Raw genomic sequence first — 17,743 nt, 5'->3', positions numbered from 1 at the left:
GAGGCGGGCATCAGATGCCAACGCGCTCTTCGGCGTCGAAGGTCATGCGGATCTTGGAATAGGCCTCGATGGTCTCGGGGCCGAAGCGCTTGGCGAAATCCTGCCCGATGTCGCGGGAGAAAGACACCGTGTCGCTCATGCGGTCGGGGCCCTGGATGATGACCAGCAGGCGCGCGGGCCGCCCGGTGGTGTTGCAGAAGGTGCGCATGACCTTGTTGGGCATGGCGATCAGGTCGTTGGGCTGGACCTTGACCACGCTTTCGTTCTTGAAGCCGGTGCACATGTCGAAGGTGCCGTCGAGCACGTAGAACGACTCCTGCGTGTCGGAATGGGCGTGCGGCGGCGGGCCGTCGGTGCCGGCGCGGCATTCGGCGATCGAGATGTAGAGCCCCTGGTTGCCGTACATCGGCGCGGTGCGCGAGCGGCCGATGTGGCCCTCGGGCACGATCAGCGGGAACACGTTGCCGGCCGACAGCGCTTCGGTGGCCTCGGGCGGCAGGCCGCTGGTGCGGTTCAGGTCTTTCTTGTAGGGCACCAGGGTCTCGAAGCGCGTCACGCGGCCTTCGAGCACCGCGGCATCGATCGCATCGCCGGCGTCGCTGTCGAAGCGCACACCCAGCGCGCCGGCGGCGGCGGGCGGGACCTGCGGCGCCAGCGCGGCGTCGAACACGGCGTCGTAGCGGCCTTGTGGTGCCACGCTCAGCACGTTCACGGTGCGGGCGGTCTCGTCGCCGACGTTGACGAGCTGGCGGCGCACATTGGCCGGGATCGAAACCATGTCGAAACGGCCCAGCGTCAGGCGGTTCGCCAGCTGGGGACCGTAGCGGACTTCCACGCGGCCTTCCACGCAGAACACGCATTCGATGGCATCGGGGTTGCGCCAGGGCTGCGTCTGTGCGCCCTGGGCCAGCTCCAGCTTGCCGGTGCAGGCGGTGGGCGGGCAGGACAGCGCGGCGCGGGCAAAACGGCCCTGGGCGTCGGCGCTTGCCATCAGCGGCGTCAGCGGGCCGCCGAACAGGCGCAGCACCGCGTCGCGGTGCGCGGCGGCCGGCGACTGCTCCGCCACGCGATAGCCGGGAAAGCTCGCCAGCTGGCGGTTCATCTGTTCGAGGGACAGGGCGCCCGCAGGGGCCGTTGGGGTACTCAGGGTGGTCATGGATGGGTCTCCGTTGATATGCTGCGTATTGGATGGGCTTTCGACGGCCGACGCCATGGCCCGACGTCGATGACGCCATTCGCCTCAGTCGATCAGGACCAGGAGACAATGCCGACATGACCGGGCTGCACCGCCTCACTTTCCAGCAACTGCAATACCTCGAGGCCCTGGTGGAAGAACGCCATGTGACCCGGGCGGCGGAGCGCATGAACATCGGGCAGCCGGCCATGTCCGCGGCGCTCGCGCGCATGCGGGAGGTGTTCCGCGATGTGCTGCTGGTCAAGACCACCACCGGCATGGAGCCCACACCGCGCGCGCTCGAACTGGTCAGCCGCATCCGCGAGATGACGGACTTCCTGGAAGGGCGCGGCTTTGCCGACGAACAGTTCGACCCGGCGGCATCGACCTCGCGCTGGAAGGTGATGTCTTCGGACGGCATCTCGCGGGTGGTGCTGCCCGAGCTGATGGCGGTGGCCCGCCAGGAAGCGCCGCGCATGCGCTTCACCGTGCACCCGGGCGACCCCCGGCGCCTGTCCGAGTACCTGCGCGACGGCGAGTTCGACCTCGCATTGGCCTTCGTGCGCACGCCGCCGTCGGAGCTGCGGCAGATGACGCTGTACCCGCAGCGCCTGGTGTGCATCGCCTGCCAGGACCACCCCGACGTTCAAGGCAGCCTGAGCCTCAAGCAGTTCACCGAGTCGGACCACGTGCGCTGGGGCGCGCCGCCCGTGGTGCATGCCACGATGGAGGTGATCGTGGACGAGGCCCTGGAAGCGCTGGGCCAGTCGCGGCGGGTCGCGCTGCTGGTGTCCAGCCTCACGCTGCTGCCCGGTGTGGTGGCGAAGTCCAGCCTGCTGGCGGTCGTGCCGGAACACCTGGCCATGCAATCGCAGGAAACGCTGCCCCTGCAGGTGCTGCCCCTGCCCTTTCGCGTGCCCGCCGTGCACGTGAGCATGACCTGGCACGAGCGCATGCACAACGACCCGGGCCACAAGTGGCTTCGCGGCAAGCTCAGGGACATCGGCCAGGCCCTGTCGACCCGGGCGACCCTCTGACGCCGGGCCGGGCCCTCAGGCCGCGGGCAACAGGCGCCCGGCGATGAACGCCACCGCATCGGCCAGGCGCGCGCCTTCGAGCTCGCGGTGCGGGCCGGGGTAGGCCACCAGCCGCTTGTCGCTCGACCCGATGGCATCGAACAGGGCGAACGTGCCTTCGCGGTCGAAGAACTCGTCGTTCCACTGCTGCGTGAACCACACCGGGCACCGCACCTGCTGCGCGTGCGCCGCCAGGTGCTCGCTGGCCGGGTAGGTGGTGCCCCACAGGCCCAGCACGGCGGCCTGGATGCGCGCTTCCACCGCCAGCAGCGGCAGGCCGTAGGCCGTGCCCATGGACACGCCGATGTAGCCGATCGGCAGGCCCGCGTGGCCCGGCACGGCGAGCAGCGCATTCAGCGCCGCGCGCCATTCTTCGGCCATGCCCGTGCGCCCGACGCCGGCGCGCCAGGCTTCGCGAAAGGCGTTGCGCGCGACCACGGGGTCGAGGCTGCCGTCGCTGCGCCGCTCGCCCTGCACCGGGCCGTCGATGGCCAGCACGGTCAGGCCCAGGGGCAGGCAGTGGGCCGCGATCGCCAGCACGGCCTGCGACAGCTTGTGGCCGCTGCCGCCGTGACAGGCCAGCACGATGCCGCGGCTCGGCCCTTCGGGCGACCAGTACACCGTGGGCACGCGCACGCCGGCAGGGGTCACGGACAGGGTGGTGGGAGAAGGCAGGGAAGAGATTTGAAGCGTCATGGGCCCGCAATCTAAGCGCACAGGCCCCTGCGCGCCATGCCCGCCATTCGATGGCGGCATCAGCGGTGTCGATGCCGGCGCGCGCGCCAGGCATGTTGAAATCCCCCGACACCCTGAATGGACCCCACAGAGGAGACCCGCATGAACGGCGCCGAAGCCCTGGTACACACGCTGCTGGAAGGCGGCGTGGACACCATGTTCGCGAATCCCGGCACCTCGGAGATGCACTTCGTGGCCGCGCTCGACCGCATCGAAGGCATGCGCTGCGTGCTCGGCCTGTTCGAGGGCGTGGTCACCGGTGCGGCCGACGGCTACTACCGCATCCGCCAGCGCCCGGCGGGCACGCTGCTGCACCTGGGGCCGGGCATGGCCAACGGCCTGGCCAACCTGCACAACGCCAAAAAGGCGCGCTCGGGCATCGTCAACATCGTCGGCGAACACGCCACCACGCACCTCGCGCTGGACGCGCCACTGACCTCGGACATCGAAGGCGTCGCGCGGCCGATGTCGCACTGGGTGCGCACCATCGCCTCGGGCGAGCGCCTGCAGGCCGACGGCCGGGAGGCGGTCACGCAGGCCCGCGGCCGCCCCGGCCGCATCGCCACGCTGGTGCTGCCGGCGGATAGGGCGTGGTCGCCCGCCGCGCACGCGCCCCAGGGGCTGGGCCCGGTGCGCGAAGCCCCGGCCGAGCCGGTCGACGAACGCCAGGTGCTCGAGCTGGCCGCGCACCTGCGCCAGCACGGCCCCCGAACGCTGTTGCTGCTGGGCGGCCGGGCCACGCTGGCCCGTGCCACGGCCTGGGCCGGCCGGATCGCGGCGGCCACGGGCTGCGCGGTGATGTCCGAGTTCTATTCGCCCAGCATCGAGCGCGGCGCCGGCCGCGTCGCGATTCCGCGCCTGCCCTATGCCGTGGAGGCGGCGCTGAAGGTGCTGTCGCGCTTCGAGCACATCGTGCGGGTCAACGCGGTCGAACCGGTGGCCTTCTTCGCCTACCCCGACAAGCCCGGCCGGCTGGCGCCCCCGGGCACGCGGTTCCACACCCTGTCCCACGCCGCGCAGGACCCGGAAGAGGCCTTGCACACCCTGTGCGAGGCCCTGGGGGCCACGCGCACGCAGGCCACCCTGGTCGAGCGCGCGCCGGCGCGACCCGAGCTGGAGGACGGCCTGCTCAACCCCGAGACCATCGGCGCCCTGCTGGCGGCGCTCATCCCGGACAACGCCATCGTGGTGGACGAGGCGGTCAGCACCGGCCGCGCGTTCGACGGCGCGACGCGGGGCGCCGCACCGCACGAATGGCTGACCAACATGGGCGGCTCCATCGGCTACGGCCTGCCGGTGGCGGTGGGCGCCGCGATCGCCGCGCCGGACCGGCGCGTGATCGCCCTGGAAGGCGACGGCAGCGCGATGTACACACTGCAGGCCCTGTGGACCATGGCGCGCGAGAGCCTGGACGTGACGGTCATCGTGTTCGCGAACCGCCACTACCAGATCCTGCGCGGCGAGTTCAACCAGGTGGGCGCCGGCGCCCCCGGCCGGCGCGCCGCCGACATGCTGAGCATCGACCGCCCCGCGCTGGACTGGGTGGCCCTGGGCACCGGCCACGGCGTGCCGTCCAGCCGCGTCACCACGCTGGGCGAGATGGCCGACGCGGTGCGGCGCAGCCTCGCCTCGCCCGGCCCCGGCCTGATCGAAGTGGTGCTGTGACGGCGCCCCGTCAGGGCCGCAGGAAGATGCGCCCGATCTGCTGGCCGTGGTGCCGGAACAGGTGGCGCGCTCCAACGCCGCGGTCCTGCCCATCCAGGTGCTGCCGCTGCCGTTCGAGGTGCCGGCCGTGGAGGTCAGCGTGACCTGGCACGAGCGCCAGCACCACGACCCCGGACACAAGTGGCTGAGGCAGACCCTGATCGAGATCGGGCGCGCAGCGGTGCAGGCCGGTCACGCAGAACGAACACCCTAGCGGGCCGTGGAGCGCCTCGCCGTTTCCCGGACACAATACCGCCGTGCAGACCGTCCTGGATCCGAAATGGCATTTGTTCGCGAAAGTCGCCGAGCTCGGCAGCATTTCGCGCGCCAGCGCCGCACTGGACATGCCGCAATCGGTCGTCAGCCGGCACATCGCACAGCTTGAAGAGGAATCCGGCAGCCGCCTGTTCCGGCGCACGGGGCGGGGTGTGGTGCTGACCGAACTGGGTGAACGGATCTACCCCCGCATCAAGGCCATGATGCTGGCCTCGGAGCAGCTGGCCGACGACATCCGCTCCAGCCGGGGCATTCCCATGGGCGAGGTCCGGCTGGGCCTGCTGCCATCGACCGTGGCCTTGTTGGCCGGCCCCTTGTTCGGCGAGGTGAAGCACCGCTTCCCGGAGGTGCAGCTGCACATCATCGAGGGATCGAGCGCGCAGCTGGAAGAGTGGCTCAAGGAAGGCCGCCTGGACCTCTCGCTGCTGCTGCGGGAAGAGGACACCGCGCGCCCGGACGAGCCCGTCCTGACCCGGCTGCCGCTGCTGCTGATCACGCCCCTCGATCACCCGCTCGCCGCGCGCCGGACCATCGCTTTCGACGAGGTGCTGGGACTGCCCCTGGTGCTGCCCTCCAACCCCCATCCCATGCGCTCGCGGCTGGAGACGCTGGCGCGACAGCGGGACACGGTGCTCAGGATCGGCGCGGAGGCCGACTCCATCCACCTCCAGCATGCGATCGCCGCCCATGGCGGTGGGTTCGCCATCACCGCCGGCCAACTCAGCGCGCCCGAGCGCGAACGGCTGGCCACCCTGCGCATCGTCGAGCCGGTGCTCTCGCGTTCGGTGGTGCTGGGCACCACCTTGCACCGGCCATCCACGCTGGCACTGCGCGAGGTCGTCCAGCTGATCCTGTCGGTGGCGCCTGCTTTGCTGAAACCGCAGACCGTCTAATCCAGTCACCCGATTTCCGGATAGCTGCTTTCGCGCTCCGGCTCTCGCTCGCACAGAGCTTCCTCCCTAGCATGCGCTCCTATCTTCAGGAGACATGCCTTGGGAACCTCCCACCCCGACGCGGCGATCGCCGTGCCGCCGACACTTTTCATTTCGGACGCCGAAGTCGCGCAGCTCACCGACTGGCCCTCAGCCGTTCAGGCCCTGCGGCAGGCTTACGCCAGCACCATCGACCCGGCCATGGTGCCCCCGCGCTCCATGGCCCGGGGCGACGGGCGCTGGCTGCGGGGACTCACGGCGGTCTCGCCCACCGGCGGTCACATGGGGTGCAAACTGATTTCCGCCTCGACCCGCCACCGCCGCGCCAGCTACCTCATTTCCCTGTTTGACGAAGCGACGATGGGCCTGGCCGCGCTGATCGACGGCAACCGCGTCACCGGGATCCGCACAGCGGCGACCGCGGCGGTCGCGGTGGACAAGGCCGCGCCCGTCAAACCCCTGCAGGTGGCCGTCATCGGGTCGGGCTTCGAGGCACGCGGCCTGCTGCTCGCGCTGGCAGCCATCCGCGAGATCGCCGCCGTCAAGGTGTTCAGCCCCACACCGGCGAGCCGCGAGCGGTTCGCGAACGACATGCGGACCCAGGAAGGTCTGCGCGCGCAAGCCGCAGACAGCGCCCCGGCAGCGGTTCGCGGCGCGGACGTGGTGCTGTGCGCAGCGCGCAGCCGCGACGAGTCGCCCGTTCTGCGCGGCGAGTGGCTGGAGCCCGGCATGACCGTGGTGTCCATCGGATCCACCCTGCCTGAGCAGCGGGAGGTCGATGAACAGGTGCTGGCGCGGGCCGGGCTCATCGTGGCCGACATGGTCGACGAAGTGGCGCACGACACCGGCGACCTGATCGCAGCCGGCAAGGCACAAGTGGACGTGTCGGCCAAGCTGGTCTCGCTCGGCGATTTCGTCGCCGGTCGGGCGCAGCGCGAGCGGGCGTCCGACATCGTGGTCTACAAGTCGGTCGGCTCCGCGCTGCAAGACGTCATCACCGCCGAAATGCTGCTGGCCCGCGCCCGCGAAAAAGGCCTGGGCACACCACTGGCCCACAGCATCGTCCCCGTCTCCAAGTAACCAACCCATCCACAAAGGAACCCCTATGGCCTCGTACAAACGCACCGACGCCCGCGCCTGGGCACGTCAGCACCTCGTGGGCTGCTCCGCCGTGACCAACCCGTCGTACGCCGCCGATCTCTCGAAGCTCAACGAGCGCGGCATCCGCCACGACATCGAACTCGCGAAAAAGCTCGGGTACAGCTACACCCTGCTGTGCGCCGAGGTGTCCATCACGCCCGAGGAGAACGCTCAGTTCACCGCCTGGGCGCGCGACACCGGCGGCAAGGACTTCGGGCTCTTCTTCCATGCCGCGTTCGGCACCCTGGCGGAGAACATCCGCGCGGTCCGCCTGGCGGAGAAGGCCGGTGCAGACATCGTTCTGCTGTCGTACCCGCCCCAGTTCTGGCCCACGACGGAACAGGAGATCTACGACTACACCAAGCAGTTCTGCGACGCGACCGACCTGGCGGTGATGCTGTTCCCGATCCCCCTGTGGGGCTTTGAACGCGTGCACCCCGCTGGCATGTCGGTGGACTTCGTGCGCCGCCTGCTGAAAGACTGCCCCAACATCGTGGCCATCAAATCCGAACAGGGCTTCCCCCTGCCGGCGGGCCTGTGCGAGATGTACCACCACTTCCGCGACGAGGTGGTGATCAGCTGCCCCATCGAGGGCGATGCCATTCCGCTCATGAGTCTGATGCAGCTCCAGTTTTCCGGCACCAGCAACACGCAGTGGATGAGCGACTATTACCCGCGCGCTTTCAAACTCGCGCGCGAGGGGAAGTGGGAAGAGGCCATGGCGCTGTACTGGCAGGTCAACCCGGCGCGCAACGCCAATGGCGCGGCCGCGCAGTCGTACGCCGGCGGCACGGGTGTGTTGAACCGCACCATGTGGAAGTACCAGGACTGGCTGGCCGGTTTCAACGGCGGCCCTTTGCGCGCACCCGCGATGCGCGTGCCCGACCGGTTCATGAAACAGCTGCGCCAGGGCCTCGTGGCCTCCCGGCTCCCCGTGACCGACGACCCCGACAGCCAGTACATGGTGGGTCGCTTCCCTTGCTGAACGGCCCGGACCCATGAAATCGCTTTTGAAGGACCCGGGTCTGTGGCGCGAAGCCGCCCTGATCGACGGGCAATGGATCGCCGACACATCGCACGGCAGCACCGACCTTTTCAACCCGGCCAACGGCGAACGCCTGGCTCGCCTGCCGCGTTGCAAGGAGGCGGAGACCGAACGCGCTGTGCTGGCGGCCGACCGGGCGTTTCGCGCCTGGCGCCAGACCACCGCCCGGCACCGCTCGCAGGTCCTGCTGCGCTGGTGGCAGCTCATCATGGACCACAAGGACGACCTGGCGACGCTGATCACGCTGGAGGAAGGCAAGCCCCTGTCCGAAGCGCGCGGGGAGATCGACTACGCCGCCGGCTTCATCCAGTGGTTCGCCGAAGAGGCCAAGCGCGTGCGCGGCGACGTCATCCCTGCGCCCAGGGACACGCAGCGCATCGTCACGCTCAAACAGCCCATCGGGGTCTGCGCCGCCATCACACCCTGGAACTTTCCTGCGGCCATGATTGCCCGCAAGGCGGGCCCCGCGCTGGCGGCGGGCTGCTCCATGGTGGTCAAGCCGGCCAGCCAGACGCCGTTGACAGCCCTGGCGCTGGGCGAGCTGGCCTTGCGCGCCGGCGTGCCGGCGGGGGTGTTCAACGTGGTCACGGGGTCCGACACACGGGCCATCGGCGGCGTATTGACCTCCCACCCGCTGGTGCGCAAGCTGACCTTCACCGGGTCCACCGAGGTGGGCCGTGTCCTGCTCCAGCAATCGGCGTCCACCATCAAGAAGTGCTCCATGGAGCTCGGTGGCAATGCGGCGTGCATCGTGTTCGACGATGCGGACATCGACCTCGCGGTCGAAGGCATCCTGGTCGCCAAGTTCCGCAACACCGGCCAGTCCTGCATCGCGGCCAACCGCGTGCTGGTGCAGGACGGGATTCACGACGCACTGGCCCGGCGCCTCGCCGAGCGCGTCGCGGCGCTCCCGGTCGGCAACGGCCTGGACGAAGGCGTGCAGATCGGGCCGATGATCGATGCCGGCGCTGTTCAGAAGGTCGAGGACCACGTCGCTCAGGCGGTGCGCGCCGGCGCACGCGTGCTCGCCGGCGGCCGGCGGCATGCGCTGGGCGGCAACTTCTTCCAGCCCACGGTGCTCAGCGGCGTCAAGCCAGGCATGGCGGTCGCGGTGGAAGAGACCTTCGGCCCCGTGATGCCGCTGGTGCGCTTCACGACGGACGATGAAGCCATCGCCATGGCCAACGACACCGAGTTCGGCCTCGCCGCCTATCTCTTCAGCCGGGACGCCTCGCGCATCTGGCGCACCGCGGAGGCGATCGAGTCCGGCATGGTGGGCATCAACACCGGCCTGATCTCGACGGAGGTTGCGCCCTTTGGCGGCGTGAAGCAAAGCGGCCTGGGCCGCGAAGGCTCGCAATACGGCATCGACGAGTTCATCGAAATCAAGTACTTGTGCTGGGACGGCATCGCCAGCCACTAGACCCCTCTACGATTCACAACAGGAGACTCCCATGTTCAACCGATTCAAGCGCAACGTCCTGCAATCCTTGCTGGGGGCTGCGGTGCTGGGTGCCGCCGCAGGCGCGTCCGCGCAGGCCAACCCGAACGTCATCAAGGTCATCGTGCCCTTCACCGCCGGCGGCATTTCGGACCAGGTCGCGCGCGGCGTCGTGGAGCGCATGTCCAAGGCGCTGGCGCAGACCATGATCATCGAGAACCGGCCCGGCGCGGGTTCGCGCATCGGGTCGGAAGCGGTGATGCGGGCGACGCCGGACGGCATGACCTTGCTCTTCACCAACCCGAGCTACACCCTGCTGCCCATCACGGATGCGTCCGTGAAGTACGACCCCATCAAGGCCCTGATGCCGGTGGGGCAAGTGGGCAAGTACGGACTGCCCGTGGTGGTGAGCGCCAAACTGCCGGTGAACACGCTTAGCGAGTTCATCGCCCTCGCCAGGAAGAACCCCGGCAAGCTGAGCTACGGGAGCGCCGGCGTCGGCAGCGGTGCGCATTTTGCAGGCGAGTTTTTCCAGAGCCTGACGGGCACCGAAATCGTCCACGTCCCCTACAAGTCCACGTCGGCGGCCATCATCGACGTCGCGGGCGGCGTCCTGGACCTGACCTTCGACGCGACCGCCAAGGCCTACGCGGACGCCGGCAAAGTCCGGATCCTGGCGGTGACGGGCGAGCACCGGGACCCTCGCCTGCCCAACGTGCCGACGGCCGCAGAGAGCGGCCTGAAGGAATTTGTCCTGGGCTCCTGGCTGGGCGTTTTCGCGCCCCTGGGCACGCCCGCGCCGCTGGTGGACAAGCTGAACAAGGCGGTCAACACCGCACTGGCCGACCCGACCCTGGTCAAGCAGATGGAAGACCTGGGCATCACGTCGGCGGGCGGCCCGCCCGCCACGCTCGCCGCTTCCGTGCAGCAGGACATGACGGTGTACCGGCGCATCGTCACCGACGCCAAGCTGACGTTCAAGGATTGAAGGAGTTTCCATGGCATTCCCCCCCATCCACCGCGTCGTGACCGGTCACAACGAGCACGGCCAGGCGGTCGTCGTGTCCAATGGCCCCTTGCCGACCGTCAAGGAAGTCGCGGCCATCCCCGGCACCGTCTTCCACGAGGTCTGGAGCACGGACGCCACGCCCGCGCCGATCGACAACGGACCGGACCCGACACCGGGTCCGCTCATGCTGCCTCCGCCGAAAACGGGCACGCGCTTTCGCTTCGTGGACATTCCACCCGACACGGCCGAATTCCTGGCCAGCGGCGAAGCGCGGATGAAAGCGGCCTTCGGCGAAATCGGCGACGTGGGCGCCTCGAAAGTCAAGGCGGGTTCGCCGCACCCACTGATGCACCGCACGGAGTCGGTCGACTACGGCGTGGTGATCGAAGGCGAATTGACCCTGATCCTCGACGAAGGTGAGGTGCCCCTCCGGCCGGGCAGCGTGGTCATCCAGCGCGGGACCAACCACGCCTGGGCCAACCGCTCCGGCAAGCCGTGCCGCATGCTGTTCGTGCTGATCGACGGGCGTTACGAGCCCACCCTTTCGGCAGCCCTGGACGGCGCATGAGTCCAGCATCGGAGCTGTTCGCCCTGCAGGGCCGGGTGGCGCTGGTCACGGGCGCCACGGGCGGTCTGGGCCGCGCCATCGTGGAGGCCCTGGCGGTGCACGGTGCCAAGGTCGTGGCCAGCGACCTGGGTGCCGATGCCTGCCGGCAGGCCGAGACCCAGTGGCGCGCGGCCGGGCTGGACGTGCAGGGCCGCGCGGCGGACATGGGCGACACCGGTTCCGTGGAGGGCCTCGCGGCCGGCGTGCGCCAGGACTTCCCGTCCCTGGACATCCTGGTGCACTGCGCCGGCGTGCAAGGCCCTGCGGGGCCGCTGTGCGCCACGACCGAGGCCGATTGGGCCAGGGTGATGGACATCAACCTGCGCTCCGCCCTGACGCTGTCGAAAGGCCTGCTGCCGGCCATGGCCCGCTCGGGCGGCGGCAGTGTGGTATTTCTCGCCAGCATCGCCGGTCTGCGGGGCAACCGCGCGATCGGCTTGTATGGATTGTCCAAGGCCGCGCTGTCGCAGATGGCTCGCAACCTCGCCGTCGAATGGGGTCCTTCGGGCGTGCGCGTCAACGCCATCGCACCGGGTCTCATCCGCACGCCCCTGTCCCATGGCCTGCTGGCCGACCCGGCGTTCATGGAACGCCGAATGGCCATGACCCCGCTTCGGCGCGTCGGCGAACCCGCAGAGGTGGCCGGGGTGGCCGTCATGCTCGCCAGCCGCGCCGGCGCCTTCATCACCGGGCAGACCCTCGTGGTCGACGGCGGCACGCTCGTCACGGATGGCAGCTGACACCACTTTTTTCTTGCCCACCACAACGAAAGTCCTTTGACATGAAACTCGCCACCCTTCCGTCCGACTGCAGGGACGGCCGCCTCGTCGTGGTGTCGAAAGACCTGCAATGGGCGGTGGATGCCACCGCCGTCGCCCCCAGCCTGCTGGCGGCCGTCGAGAACTGGCACGGCGCGAAGCGCCCGCTGCAGCATCTGTACGACCAGCTGAACACCGGCGCCCTGAAGAGCGCGTTCGGGTTCGACCCGCACCGGGTGGCGGCGCCCTTGCCCCGGTCGCCGCAATGGTGCGACGGGTCCGCTTTCCTGAACCATGCGCGCCTGATGGAGAAGGCCTTCAACATGCCCCCCATCCCCGACATCGACACCATCCCGCTCCTGTACCAGGGCGGGTCCGACGACTTCCTGGGACCGCACGACGACATCGAGCTGCCCGATGAAGCGCACGGCATCGACTTTGAAGGTGAGTTCGGCGTCATCGTTGACCGGGTGCCGATGGGATGCACGGCGGAACAGGCACGGGACCGCATTCTCCTGCTGACCCAGATCAACGACGTCAGCCTGCGCGCGTTCGGTCCGCGCGAAATGAAGACCGGCTTCGGCTTCTTCCAGGCCAAGCCCTCGTCCAGTTTTGCGCCGGTCGTCGTGACACCCGATGAGATCGGGGAGGCCTGGCGCGACGCCAGGGTGCAGCTGCCGCTCCAGATCGCGTTCAACGGCGAGTGGTTCGGCCATCCGCATGGGGGAGAGATGAACTTCGGTTTCGATCAGCTCATCGCGCACGCGGCGAAGACGCGTCGCCTGTCCGCCGGCACCATCATCGGCTCGGGCACCGTCTCGAACGCGGGCGGCCGGAACGGCTCGGCCTGCATCGCGGAGCGCCGTGCGATCGAGTCGATCGAGCACGGCAGCCCCAGGACCACGTTCATGCGCTTTGGTGACCGCGTCCGGATGGCATGCCAACACGACGGTCACCCGGTATTCGGCGCCATCGATCAGCGGGTGGTGCAGGCATGAGGGTGCTGGTGACCGGTGCGGGCGGCTACATCGGCTCGGTGCTGATCGACGCGCTTGCCGCGCACGGACGGCTGGGCATGCGCCGGCTTTCGGCGATCGCGGCGGTGGATCGCCAACTCGCCGCATGGCCGCAAGGGGTGGAGGCCGTGCAAGGAGACCTGTCCTCGGACGCGGTGCGCGGGGCCATCGCGGCGTTCCGCCCCGACACCGTGTTCCACCTCGCCGCTGTGCCCGGCGGCGCGGCCGAAGCCGACTACGCGCAGGGCCGGCGCGTGAACCTCGACGCCACGCTGGGCCTCTTCGAGATCCTGGCCGACGCCAGGACCCCGGACAGACCTGCGCCGACGGTGGTGTACGCCAGCACCATCGCCGTCTACGGGACCGATCTGCCCGACCGTGTCGCCCCCGACACCCCGCTGCATCCGCCGCTGACGTATGGTGCGCACAAACTCGCGTGCGAGATTCTGCTGGCGGATTTCACCCGCCGGGGCCTGCTGGACGGGCGCTCCGTCCGCCTGCCCGGCATCGTCGCCCGCCCGCGCTCACCCTCGGGTCTGACGTCGGCCTTCATGAGCGACCTGCTGCACGCGCTCGCCGCCGGCGAGTCTTTTGTCTGCCCCGTTGGCCCCACGGCCACCGCCTGGTGGATGTCGGCCCGGCGATGCGCCCAGAACCTGATGCAGGCGGCCGTGATGGACGTCCCCCGGGCCGACGCGGGCCGGGCATGGCCCCTGCCCGTGCTGCGGCTCTCGATCGAGGAAGTGGTGCGCACACTGGCCGCTCTGTACGGCGACGACAGGACCGGGCTGGCGCGGTACGCACCGCAACCCGCCGTGGAATCGGTCTTCGGTCGCTACCCTGTTCTGGATGATCGCGCGTCGAGAGCGCTGGGTCTGCGCGACGACGGCACCGCCGAGCAGATGGTGCGCCGCGCCTTGGGCGAGCGCCTGGACTGACCTAGTACAGGAAGACGTCACCGACCCGGCTGCCGAAGAGCTTTCGGGCCATGTCCCTCGCCGCCCGCCGCTCCTGGCCGGCCACCGCGCGCACGTAGTCCAGCTTCTCGGCGTTGAGCCCGGGAAACTGCACGGCGATGTCGGCGTCGCCGCGCGCCGCCCAACGGACGGCCTCGCCGTACGACCAGCGCAGGTCGTTGCACAGCTCCAGCACGGGTTTCGCCTCGACCGCACGCGGCAGGCGCAGGCCGTGGAACTCCAGGTACTGCAGCAGCCGGGCCTCGTCGTCGGGCTCGATCAGCAGGGTGCCGTGCTCCGCATGCACGCCGGTGCAGGCATAGAAATCGAGCTGGGTCAGGGCATCCACCTCGTCGATCCCCAGGCGGCCCAGGCGGGGATCGGTGGCGGCGCTGCGCCGGGCTTGGGACAACGGAAACAGAATGACGGGCATGGACCAGAAACAAAGTGCAACTGGCTTCATTCTGCAGACCCTGGCACGAGCGGGTGAGCCCCGCCGACCGAACCGCGCAGAAAGCCCTTGAAAGCGTGAATTCCGCACCCGGGTTTCCCCCCCGGGCAACACCCCGGTCACTGCTGGGAAACGTGGATCACCTGGTTCAGGTCCACGCCCAGCGGGGCGGCCTCGGCCAGCAGCGCCTGCTTCTGCGCCTCGGGCATCGTCTTCTGCCGCGAAAGCAGCCAGAAGTAGTCCCGCGTGTTGCCGATCACCAGCGCGGTCTGGTAGTCCTCGCTCAGCCGCACCACGTTGTAACCGCCGTAGAACGGCCCGAAGAAGGACACCTTCAACGCGGCGGTGCGCGGGTCGCCCAGGAACCGGGCCGTGCCGGTCGCCTGCTTCCACTCGTTCTTCGCCGGGTTGAAGCCGCGGTTCACCACCTTGACCGTGCCGTCGGGGTTCAGGCTGTACTGGGCGGTGACGTTGACCAGGCCTTTTTCAAACCGGTGGTCGATGCGCGCCAGCTCGTACCAGGTGCCCGCGTAGCGGCCCACATCGAAGTCGGTGACGGGCTGCAGCTTGTCGGGCACGCGCACCACGCAGCCCGACACGAGCAAGGCGCCGGCGACCAGCGCGAGCGGCCAGAACCAGGAAGCCGTTTTTTTCATCATGAAGCCTTTGTAGGCGCGCCGGTTGGCGAAGTCTGTTCGGCACCGCACACGGCGCGCTCACACGTCGATTTCCCGCGCCAGCGCATCCTGCAGCTCGGTGGCCAGCGCCTTGAGCGAGCCCGAGAGCTCGCGCACCACGCGCGCCAGCGGCTCCTCGGTGGAGACGCTGAGGTTGAGCACGTAGACACCCTCCACGGTGCTCAGCGGCATGGCCATCGCCACCACCTCGGGTTGCCAGGACGCCGCGCAGAAGCCCTGCTCCTGCACCTGCCGGACGGCCGCCAGGATGTCGGCCTGCACCTCGGGCCAGTGGCTGCCGCAGCGCCGCTGGAACACGCCGAACAAAGCCTTGCGCCGGGCCGTCGACACGGTGGACAGGTAGGCCCGGCCCAGCGAGGTGAGCTCCATCGGCACCCGCTGCCCCGAGACCACATTGCGCAGCGCCACGCGGCGGTTGTAGCGGATGGATTCGAGGTACACCATTTCGTCGTGGTCGGGCGCGGCCAGGCCCACGTTGACGCGCTGGCTTTCGGCCAGCGCACGCATGCGCGGCGCGGCCACCGCGAGCACCTGCGAGCCGGCCCGCATGGCGTGCGCGAAGCTCAGCACCGGCGGCGCCAGGCGGTAGGCGCGGCGCTGGCGGTCGTGCTGCAGCAGGCCCGCGCCCACCAGGGTCTGCGTGAGGCGGCTGATGGTGGACGGCGACAAGCCGGTGCGCTCCGCGAGGTCGCCGTTGCCCAGCCAGCTGGACCCGGGGCGGAACGCCCGCAGGATCAGGATGCCGCGCTCCAGGGAGCGGTTGGTGGGCGAGCGGCCGAAGCTGTCCTCGGACGGGGTCGGAACGGGGATGGTCTGCATGTTCGTTATTCCACTGATTGGAATTGGAGGGGTGCGGCCGGGAAGCATCGACCGTAGCATGCTTCCCTGAGAAAAACACCGTTTTCCCATGGCCTTACCGGAGACAACCATGCACCTTTCCCGTCGAACCGCCGCCGCGCGGATGAGCCTTCTCTTCGTGTCGGCAGCGCTCGCCACCACCGCCGCCCTGGCCCAGTTCCCCGACAAGCCGATCCGCCTGGTCGTGCCCTTCGCTCCCGGCGGCGGCACCGACCTGATCGCGCGCACCCTGGGCCTGGGCATGTCCAGGGAGCTGGGCCAGACGGTGGTGATCGAGAACAAGCCCGGCGCGGGCACGATCATCGGCACCGACCTCGTGGCCAAGAGCCCGGCCGACGGCTACACGCTGGTGATCTCGACCTTCGCGCACGCCGTCAACCCCAGCCTGATGCCCAAGCTGCCCTACGACAACGACAAGGCGTTCGCGCCGGTGATCCTGATCGGCAAGGGCCCCAACGTGCTGGTGGTGCGCGCGGAGAGCCCCTACAAGTCCGTCAAGGACGTGCTGGACGCGGCCCGCGCCAACCCGGGCAAGCTCAACTACGCCTCGCAGGGCAATGGCACCTCGGCGCACCTGGCCGGCGAGATGTTCGACAACCTCGCCAAGGTGCAGATGAAGCACATCCCCTACCGCGGCGCGGGCCCGGCGCTGACCGATCTCATGGGCGGCCAGGTGGACATGATCTTCGGCACCGCCACCGCCGTGTCCTCGGGCCTGGAAAGCGGCAAGCTGCGCGCGCTCGGCGTGACCGGCGCCGAACGCTCGGCGGTGCTCAAGAACGTGCCTGCCATCGCGGAGACCATCCCCGGCTACGTGATGGAGAGCTGGTACGGCCTGTACGCGCCCGCCGGCACGCCGGCCGACGTGATTGCCAAACTCAACGCTGCCGCCAAGAAGGCCGTGGCCACCGACGAGTTCCGCAAGAAGGTCGAACAGGAAGGCCTGGTGATCAGCGCCGGGGCACCGGCCGAGCTGGAAACCTATGTGCGCGCCGAAGAAGCGCGCTGGCGCAAGATCGTCAAAGAAAACAACATCACCTCGAACTGACCTCTCCTCTCTCTGGAACCCACCATGTCCACGCCTCCCCTGATCGATCTGCAGGTTGACACCGGCATCGCCACGCTCACGCTGAACCGGCCCGAGAAACGCAACGCCATGAGCGACGCCATGCGCGCCGAATTCATTGAGGCCCTGGAGCAGGTCGCGGCCGACAAGGCCATCCGCGCGCTGGTGCTCACCGGCGCCGGCAAAGGCTTCTGCGCGGGCGGCGACGTGGCCGGCATGGAAAAGCGCATGAACGCCCCGGCGGGCGAGGTGGGCTTCAATGGCTGGCACCGCCAGCAGCGCGTGCACCACACGCAGTCGCTGCTGCACACGATGCCCAAGCCGGTGATCGCCGCCGTGAACGGCGCGGCCTCCGGCCTGGGCGCCGACACGGCGCTGGCCTGCGACTTCGTCATCGCCAGCGAGTGGGCCAGCTTCACCTGGTCGTACATCCACCGCGGCATCGTGCCCGACGGCGGCGGCATGTACTTCCTGCCGCGCCGCGTGGGCCTGTCCACCGCGAAGCAGCTGATCTTCACCGGCCGCAAGGTGGATGCGGACGAGGCGCTCTCGCTCGGCATCGTGGACCGCAAGACCACGGCGGATCGGCTGCTGGCCGACGCCCAGGCCTGGGCGCGCGAACTCAGCCAGGGCTCGGCCACCGCGCTCGCGCTGAGCAAGACCATCCTGAACCAGACCTTCGAGCTGCCGGCGCAGCAGGTCTTCGCCCAGGGCAGCCAGGCCCAGGGCATCTGCTACACCAGCACCGAACACCGCGAATCGGTGATGGCCTTCCTGAACAAGGCCACGCCCAAGGAATGA

The 17,743-nt window shown here is 69.3% G+C and carries 19 protein-coding genes; 14 read left to right on the top strand and 5 right to left on the bottom strand.

Annotation, left to right across the window (positions count from 1 at the left end):
- Positions 1–10: 10 nt before the first annotated feature.
- On the bottom strand, positions 11–1,156 hold the full coding sequence (locus AC07ZS_RS12435; protein WP_494798913.1) for a cupin domain-containing protein: 1,146 nt from the start codon (positions 1,154–1,156) through the stop codon (positions 11–13).
- Positions 1,157–1,272: 116 nt separating this feature from the next.
- Here AC07ZS_RS12435 and AC07ZS_RS12430 point away from each other — a divergent pair, with 116 nt between their 5' ends.
- The gene (locus AC07ZS_RS12430) at positions 1,273–2,211 is read left to right on the top strand and encodes a LysR family transcriptional regulator (protein ID WP_494798912.1); all 939 of its coding nucleotides are present in this window, start codon (positions 1,273–1,275) and stop codon (positions 2,209–2,211) included.
- Between the two features lie 15 nt (positions 2,212–2,226).
- Here AC07ZS_RS12430 and AC07ZS_RS12425 read toward each other — a convergent pair whose 3' ends face one another.
- Complete coding sequence (locus AC07ZS_RS12425) at positions 2,227–2,946, bottom strand: alpha/beta hydrolase (protein WP_494798911.1); 720 nt, start codon at positions 2,944–2,946, stop codon at positions 2,227–2,229.
- Between the two features lie 141 nt (positions 2,947–3,087).
- Here AC07ZS_RS12425 and AC07ZS_RS12420 point away from each other — a divergent pair, with 141 nt between their 5' ends.
- The 11 genes from AC07ZS_RS12420 to AC07ZS_RS12370 all read left to right on the top strand — a co-directional run bounded on the left by AC07ZS_RS12420 (position 3,088) and on the right by AC07ZS_RS12370 (position 13,851).
- Complete coding sequence (locus tag AC07ZS_RS12420) at positions 3,088–4,650, top strand: acetolactate synthase large subunit (protein ID WP_494798910.1); 1,563 nt, start codon at positions 3,088–3,090, stop codon at positions 4,648–4,650.
- Positions 4,651–4,696: 46 nt separating this feature from the next.
- Positions 4,697–4,903: a hypothetical protein gene (locus AC07ZS_RS12415; RefSeq protein WP_494798909.1), complete on the top strand. Its 207-nt coding sequence runs from the start codon at positions 4,697–4,699 to the stop codon at positions 4,901–4,903.
- Positions 4,904–4,946: 43 nt separating this feature from the next.
- Positions 4,947–5,858 carry a LysR family transcriptional regulator gene (locus tag AC07ZS_RS12410; protein ID WP_494798908.1) on the top strand — a complete coding sequence of 304 codons (912 nt, stop codon included), beginning with the start codon at positions 4,947–4,949 and terminating at the stop codon, positions 5,856–5,858.
- 99 nt (positions 5,859–5,957) lie between these two features.
- A complete protein-coding gene (locus tag AC07ZS_RS12405; RefSeq protein ID WP_494798907.1) occupies positions 5,958–6,977 on the top strand; it encodes an ornithine cyclodeaminase family protein in 1,020 nt (339 codons plus the stop codon).
- A 25-nt stretch (positions 6,978–7,002) separates the two neighbouring features.
- Positions 7,003–8,022, top strand: coding sequence for a dihydrodipicolinate synthase family protein (locus AC07ZS_RS12400; protein ID WP_494798906.1), 1,020 nt, complete (start codon positions 7,003–7,005; stop codon positions 8,020–8,022).
- A gap of 13 nt (positions 8,023–8,035) precedes the next feature.
- The gene (locus AC07ZS_RS12395; RefSeq protein WP_494798905.1) at positions 8,036–9,505 is read left to right on the top strand and encodes an NAD-dependent succinate-semialdehyde dehydrogenase; all 1,470 of its coding nucleotides are present in this window, start codon (positions 8,036–8,038) and stop codon (positions 9,503–9,505) included.
- 31 nt (positions 9,506–9,536) lie between these two features.
- Complete coding sequence (locus tag AC07ZS_RS12390) at positions 9,537–10,511, top strand: Bug family tripartite tricarboxylate transporter substrate binding protein (protein WP_494798904.1); 975 nt, start codon at positions 9,537–9,539, stop codon at positions 10,509–10,511.
- Between the two features lie 10 nt (positions 10,512–10,521).
- Positions 10,522–11,100, top strand: a complete 579-nt coding sequence (locus tag AC07ZS_RS12385) for a cupin domain-containing protein (protein WP_494798903.1) — start codon at positions 10,522–10,524, stop codon at positions 11,098–11,100.
- Positions 11,097–11,879, top strand: coding sequence for an SDR family NAD(P)-dependent oxidoreductase (locus AC07ZS_RS12380; protein WP_494798902.1), 783 nt, complete (start codon positions 11,097–11,099; stop codon positions 11,877–11,879). The genes AC07ZS_RS12385 and AC07ZS_RS12380 overlap by 4 nt, the downstream gene beginning before the upstream one ends.
- Before the next feature lie 41 nt (positions 11,880–11,920).
- Positions 11,921–12,895, top strand: coding sequence for a fumarylacetoacetate hydrolase family protein (locus AC07ZS_RS12375; RefSeq protein WP_494798901.1), 975 nt, complete (start codon positions 11,921–11,923; stop codon positions 12,893–12,895).
- Positions 12,835–13,851: an NAD-dependent epimerase/dehydratase family protein gene (locus tag AC07ZS_RS12370; RefSeq protein ID WP_494798900.1), complete on the top strand. Its 1,017-nt coding sequence runs from the start codon at positions 12,835–12,837 to the stop codon at positions 13,849–13,851. The genes AC07ZS_RS12375 and AC07ZS_RS12370 overlap by 61 nt, the downstream gene beginning before the upstream one ends.
- Position 13,852: 1 nt before the next feature.
- Here the strand turns inward: AC07ZS_RS12370 and AC07ZS_RS12365 are convergent, their stop codons facing one another.
- The 3 genes from AC07ZS_RS12365 to AC07ZS_RS12355 all read right to left on the bottom strand — a co-directional run bounded on the left by AC07ZS_RS12365 (position 13,853) and on the right by AC07ZS_RS12355 (position 15,837).
- The gene (locus tag AC07ZS_RS12365; protein ID WP_494798899.1) at positions 13,853–14,302 is read right to left on the bottom strand and encodes a hypothetical protein; all 450 of its coding nucleotides are present in this window, start codon (positions 14,300–14,302) and stop codon (positions 13,853–13,855) included.
- 137 nt (positions 14,303–14,439) lie between these two features.
- Positions 14,440–14,886, bottom strand: a complete 447-nt coding sequence (locus tag AC07ZS_RS12360) for a lipocalin family protein (protein ID WP_494798967.1) — start codon at positions 14,884–14,886, stop codon at positions 14,440–14,442.
- A gap of 150 nt (positions 14,887–15,036) precedes the next feature.
- Positions 15,037–15,837 (bottom strand): IclR family transcriptional regulator, encoded by an 801-nt coding sequence (locus AC07ZS_RS12355; RefSeq protein WP_494798898.1) that lies wholly within the window; start codon positions 15,835–15,837, stop codon positions 15,037–15,039.
- Positions 15,838–15,979: 142 nt separating this feature from the next.
- Between AC07ZS_RS12355 and AC07ZS_RS12350 the strand changes: the two genes are divergently transcribed.
- Together AC07ZS_RS12350 and AC07ZS_RS12345 are read left to right on the top strand one after the other, a co-directional pair.
- On the top strand, positions 15,980–16,924 hold the full coding sequence (locus tag AC07ZS_RS12350) for a tripartite tricarboxylate transporter substrate binding protein (RefSeq protein WP_494798966.1): 945 nt from the start codon (positions 15,980–15,982) through the stop codon (positions 16,922–16,924).
- A gap of 24 nt (positions 16,925–16,948) precedes the next feature.
- Positions 16,949–17,743 carry an enoyl-CoA hydratase/isomerase family protein gene (locus tag AC07ZS_RS12345; protein WP_494798897.1) on the top strand — a complete coding sequence of 265 codons (795 nt, stop codon included), beginning with the start codon at positions 16,949–16,951 and terminating at the stop codon, positions 17,741–17,743.

It is taken from the genome of Hydrogenophaga sp. GW456-12-10-14-TSB4 (assembly GCF_059424305.1).
This window is presented reverse-complemented; position numbering and strand designations above follow the sequence as displayed.

Coding starts and splice junctions, on each gene's coding strand:
- AC07ZS_RS12345 (WP_494798897.1), top strand. CDS start 16,949: ATGTCCACGCCTCCCCTGATCGATCTGCAGGTTGACACCGGCATCGCC.
- AC07ZS_RS12420 (WP_494798910.1), top strand. CDS start 3,088: ATGAACGGCGCCGAAGCCCTGGTACACACGCTGCTGGAAGGCGGCGTG.
- AC07ZS_RS12380 (WP_494798902.1), top strand. CDS start 11,097: ATGAGTCCAGCATCGGAGCTGTTCGCCCTGCAGGGCCGGGTGGCGCTG.
- AC07ZS_RS12370 (WP_494798900.1), top strand. CDS start 12,835: ATGCCAACACGACGGTCACCCGGTATTCGGCGCCATCGATCAGCGGGT.
- AC07ZS_RS12395 (WP_494798905.1), top strand. CDS start 8,036: ATGAAATCGCTTTTGAAGGACCCGGGTCTGTGGCGCGAAGCCGCCCTG.
- AC07ZS_RS12425 (WP_494798911.1), bottom strand. CDS start 2,946: ATGACGCTTCAAATCTCTTCCCTGCCTTCTCCCACCACCCTGTCCGTG.
- AC07ZS_RS12435 (WP_494798913.1), bottom strand. CDS start 1,156: ATGACCACCCTGAGTACCCCAACGGCCCCTGCGGGCGCCCTGTCCCTC.
- AC07ZS_RS12400 (WP_494798906.1), top strand. CDS start 7,003: ATGGCCTCGTACAAACGCACCGACGCCCGCGCCTGGGCACGTCAGCAC.
- AC07ZS_RS12375 (WP_494798901.1), top strand. CDS start 11,921: ATGAAACTCGCCACCCTTCCGTCCGACTGCAGGGACGGCCGCCTCGTC.
- AC07ZS_RS12365 (WP_494798899.1), bottom strand. CDS start 14,302: ATGCCCGTCATTCTGTTTCCGTTGTCCCAAGCCCGGCGCAGCGCCGCC.
- AC07ZS_RS12350 (WP_494798966.1), top strand. CDS start 15,980: ATGAGCCTTCTCTTCGTGTCGGCAGCGCTCGCCACCACCGCCGCCCTG.
- AC07ZS_RS12385 (WP_494798903.1), top strand. CDS start 10,522: ATGGCATTCCCCCCCATCCACCGCGTCGTGACCGGTCACAACGAGCAC.
- AC07ZS_RS12390 (WP_494798904.1), top strand. CDS start 9,537: ATGTTCAACCGATTCAAGCGCAACGTCCTGCAATCCTTGCTGGGGGCT.
- AC07ZS_RS12430 (WP_494798912.1), top strand. CDS start 1,273: ATGACCGGGCTGCACCGCCTCACTTTCCAGCAACTGCAATACCTCGAG.
- AC07ZS_RS12355 (WP_494798898.1), bottom strand. CDS start 15,837: ATGCAGACCATCCCCGTTCCGACCCCGTCCGAGGACAGCTTCGGCCGC.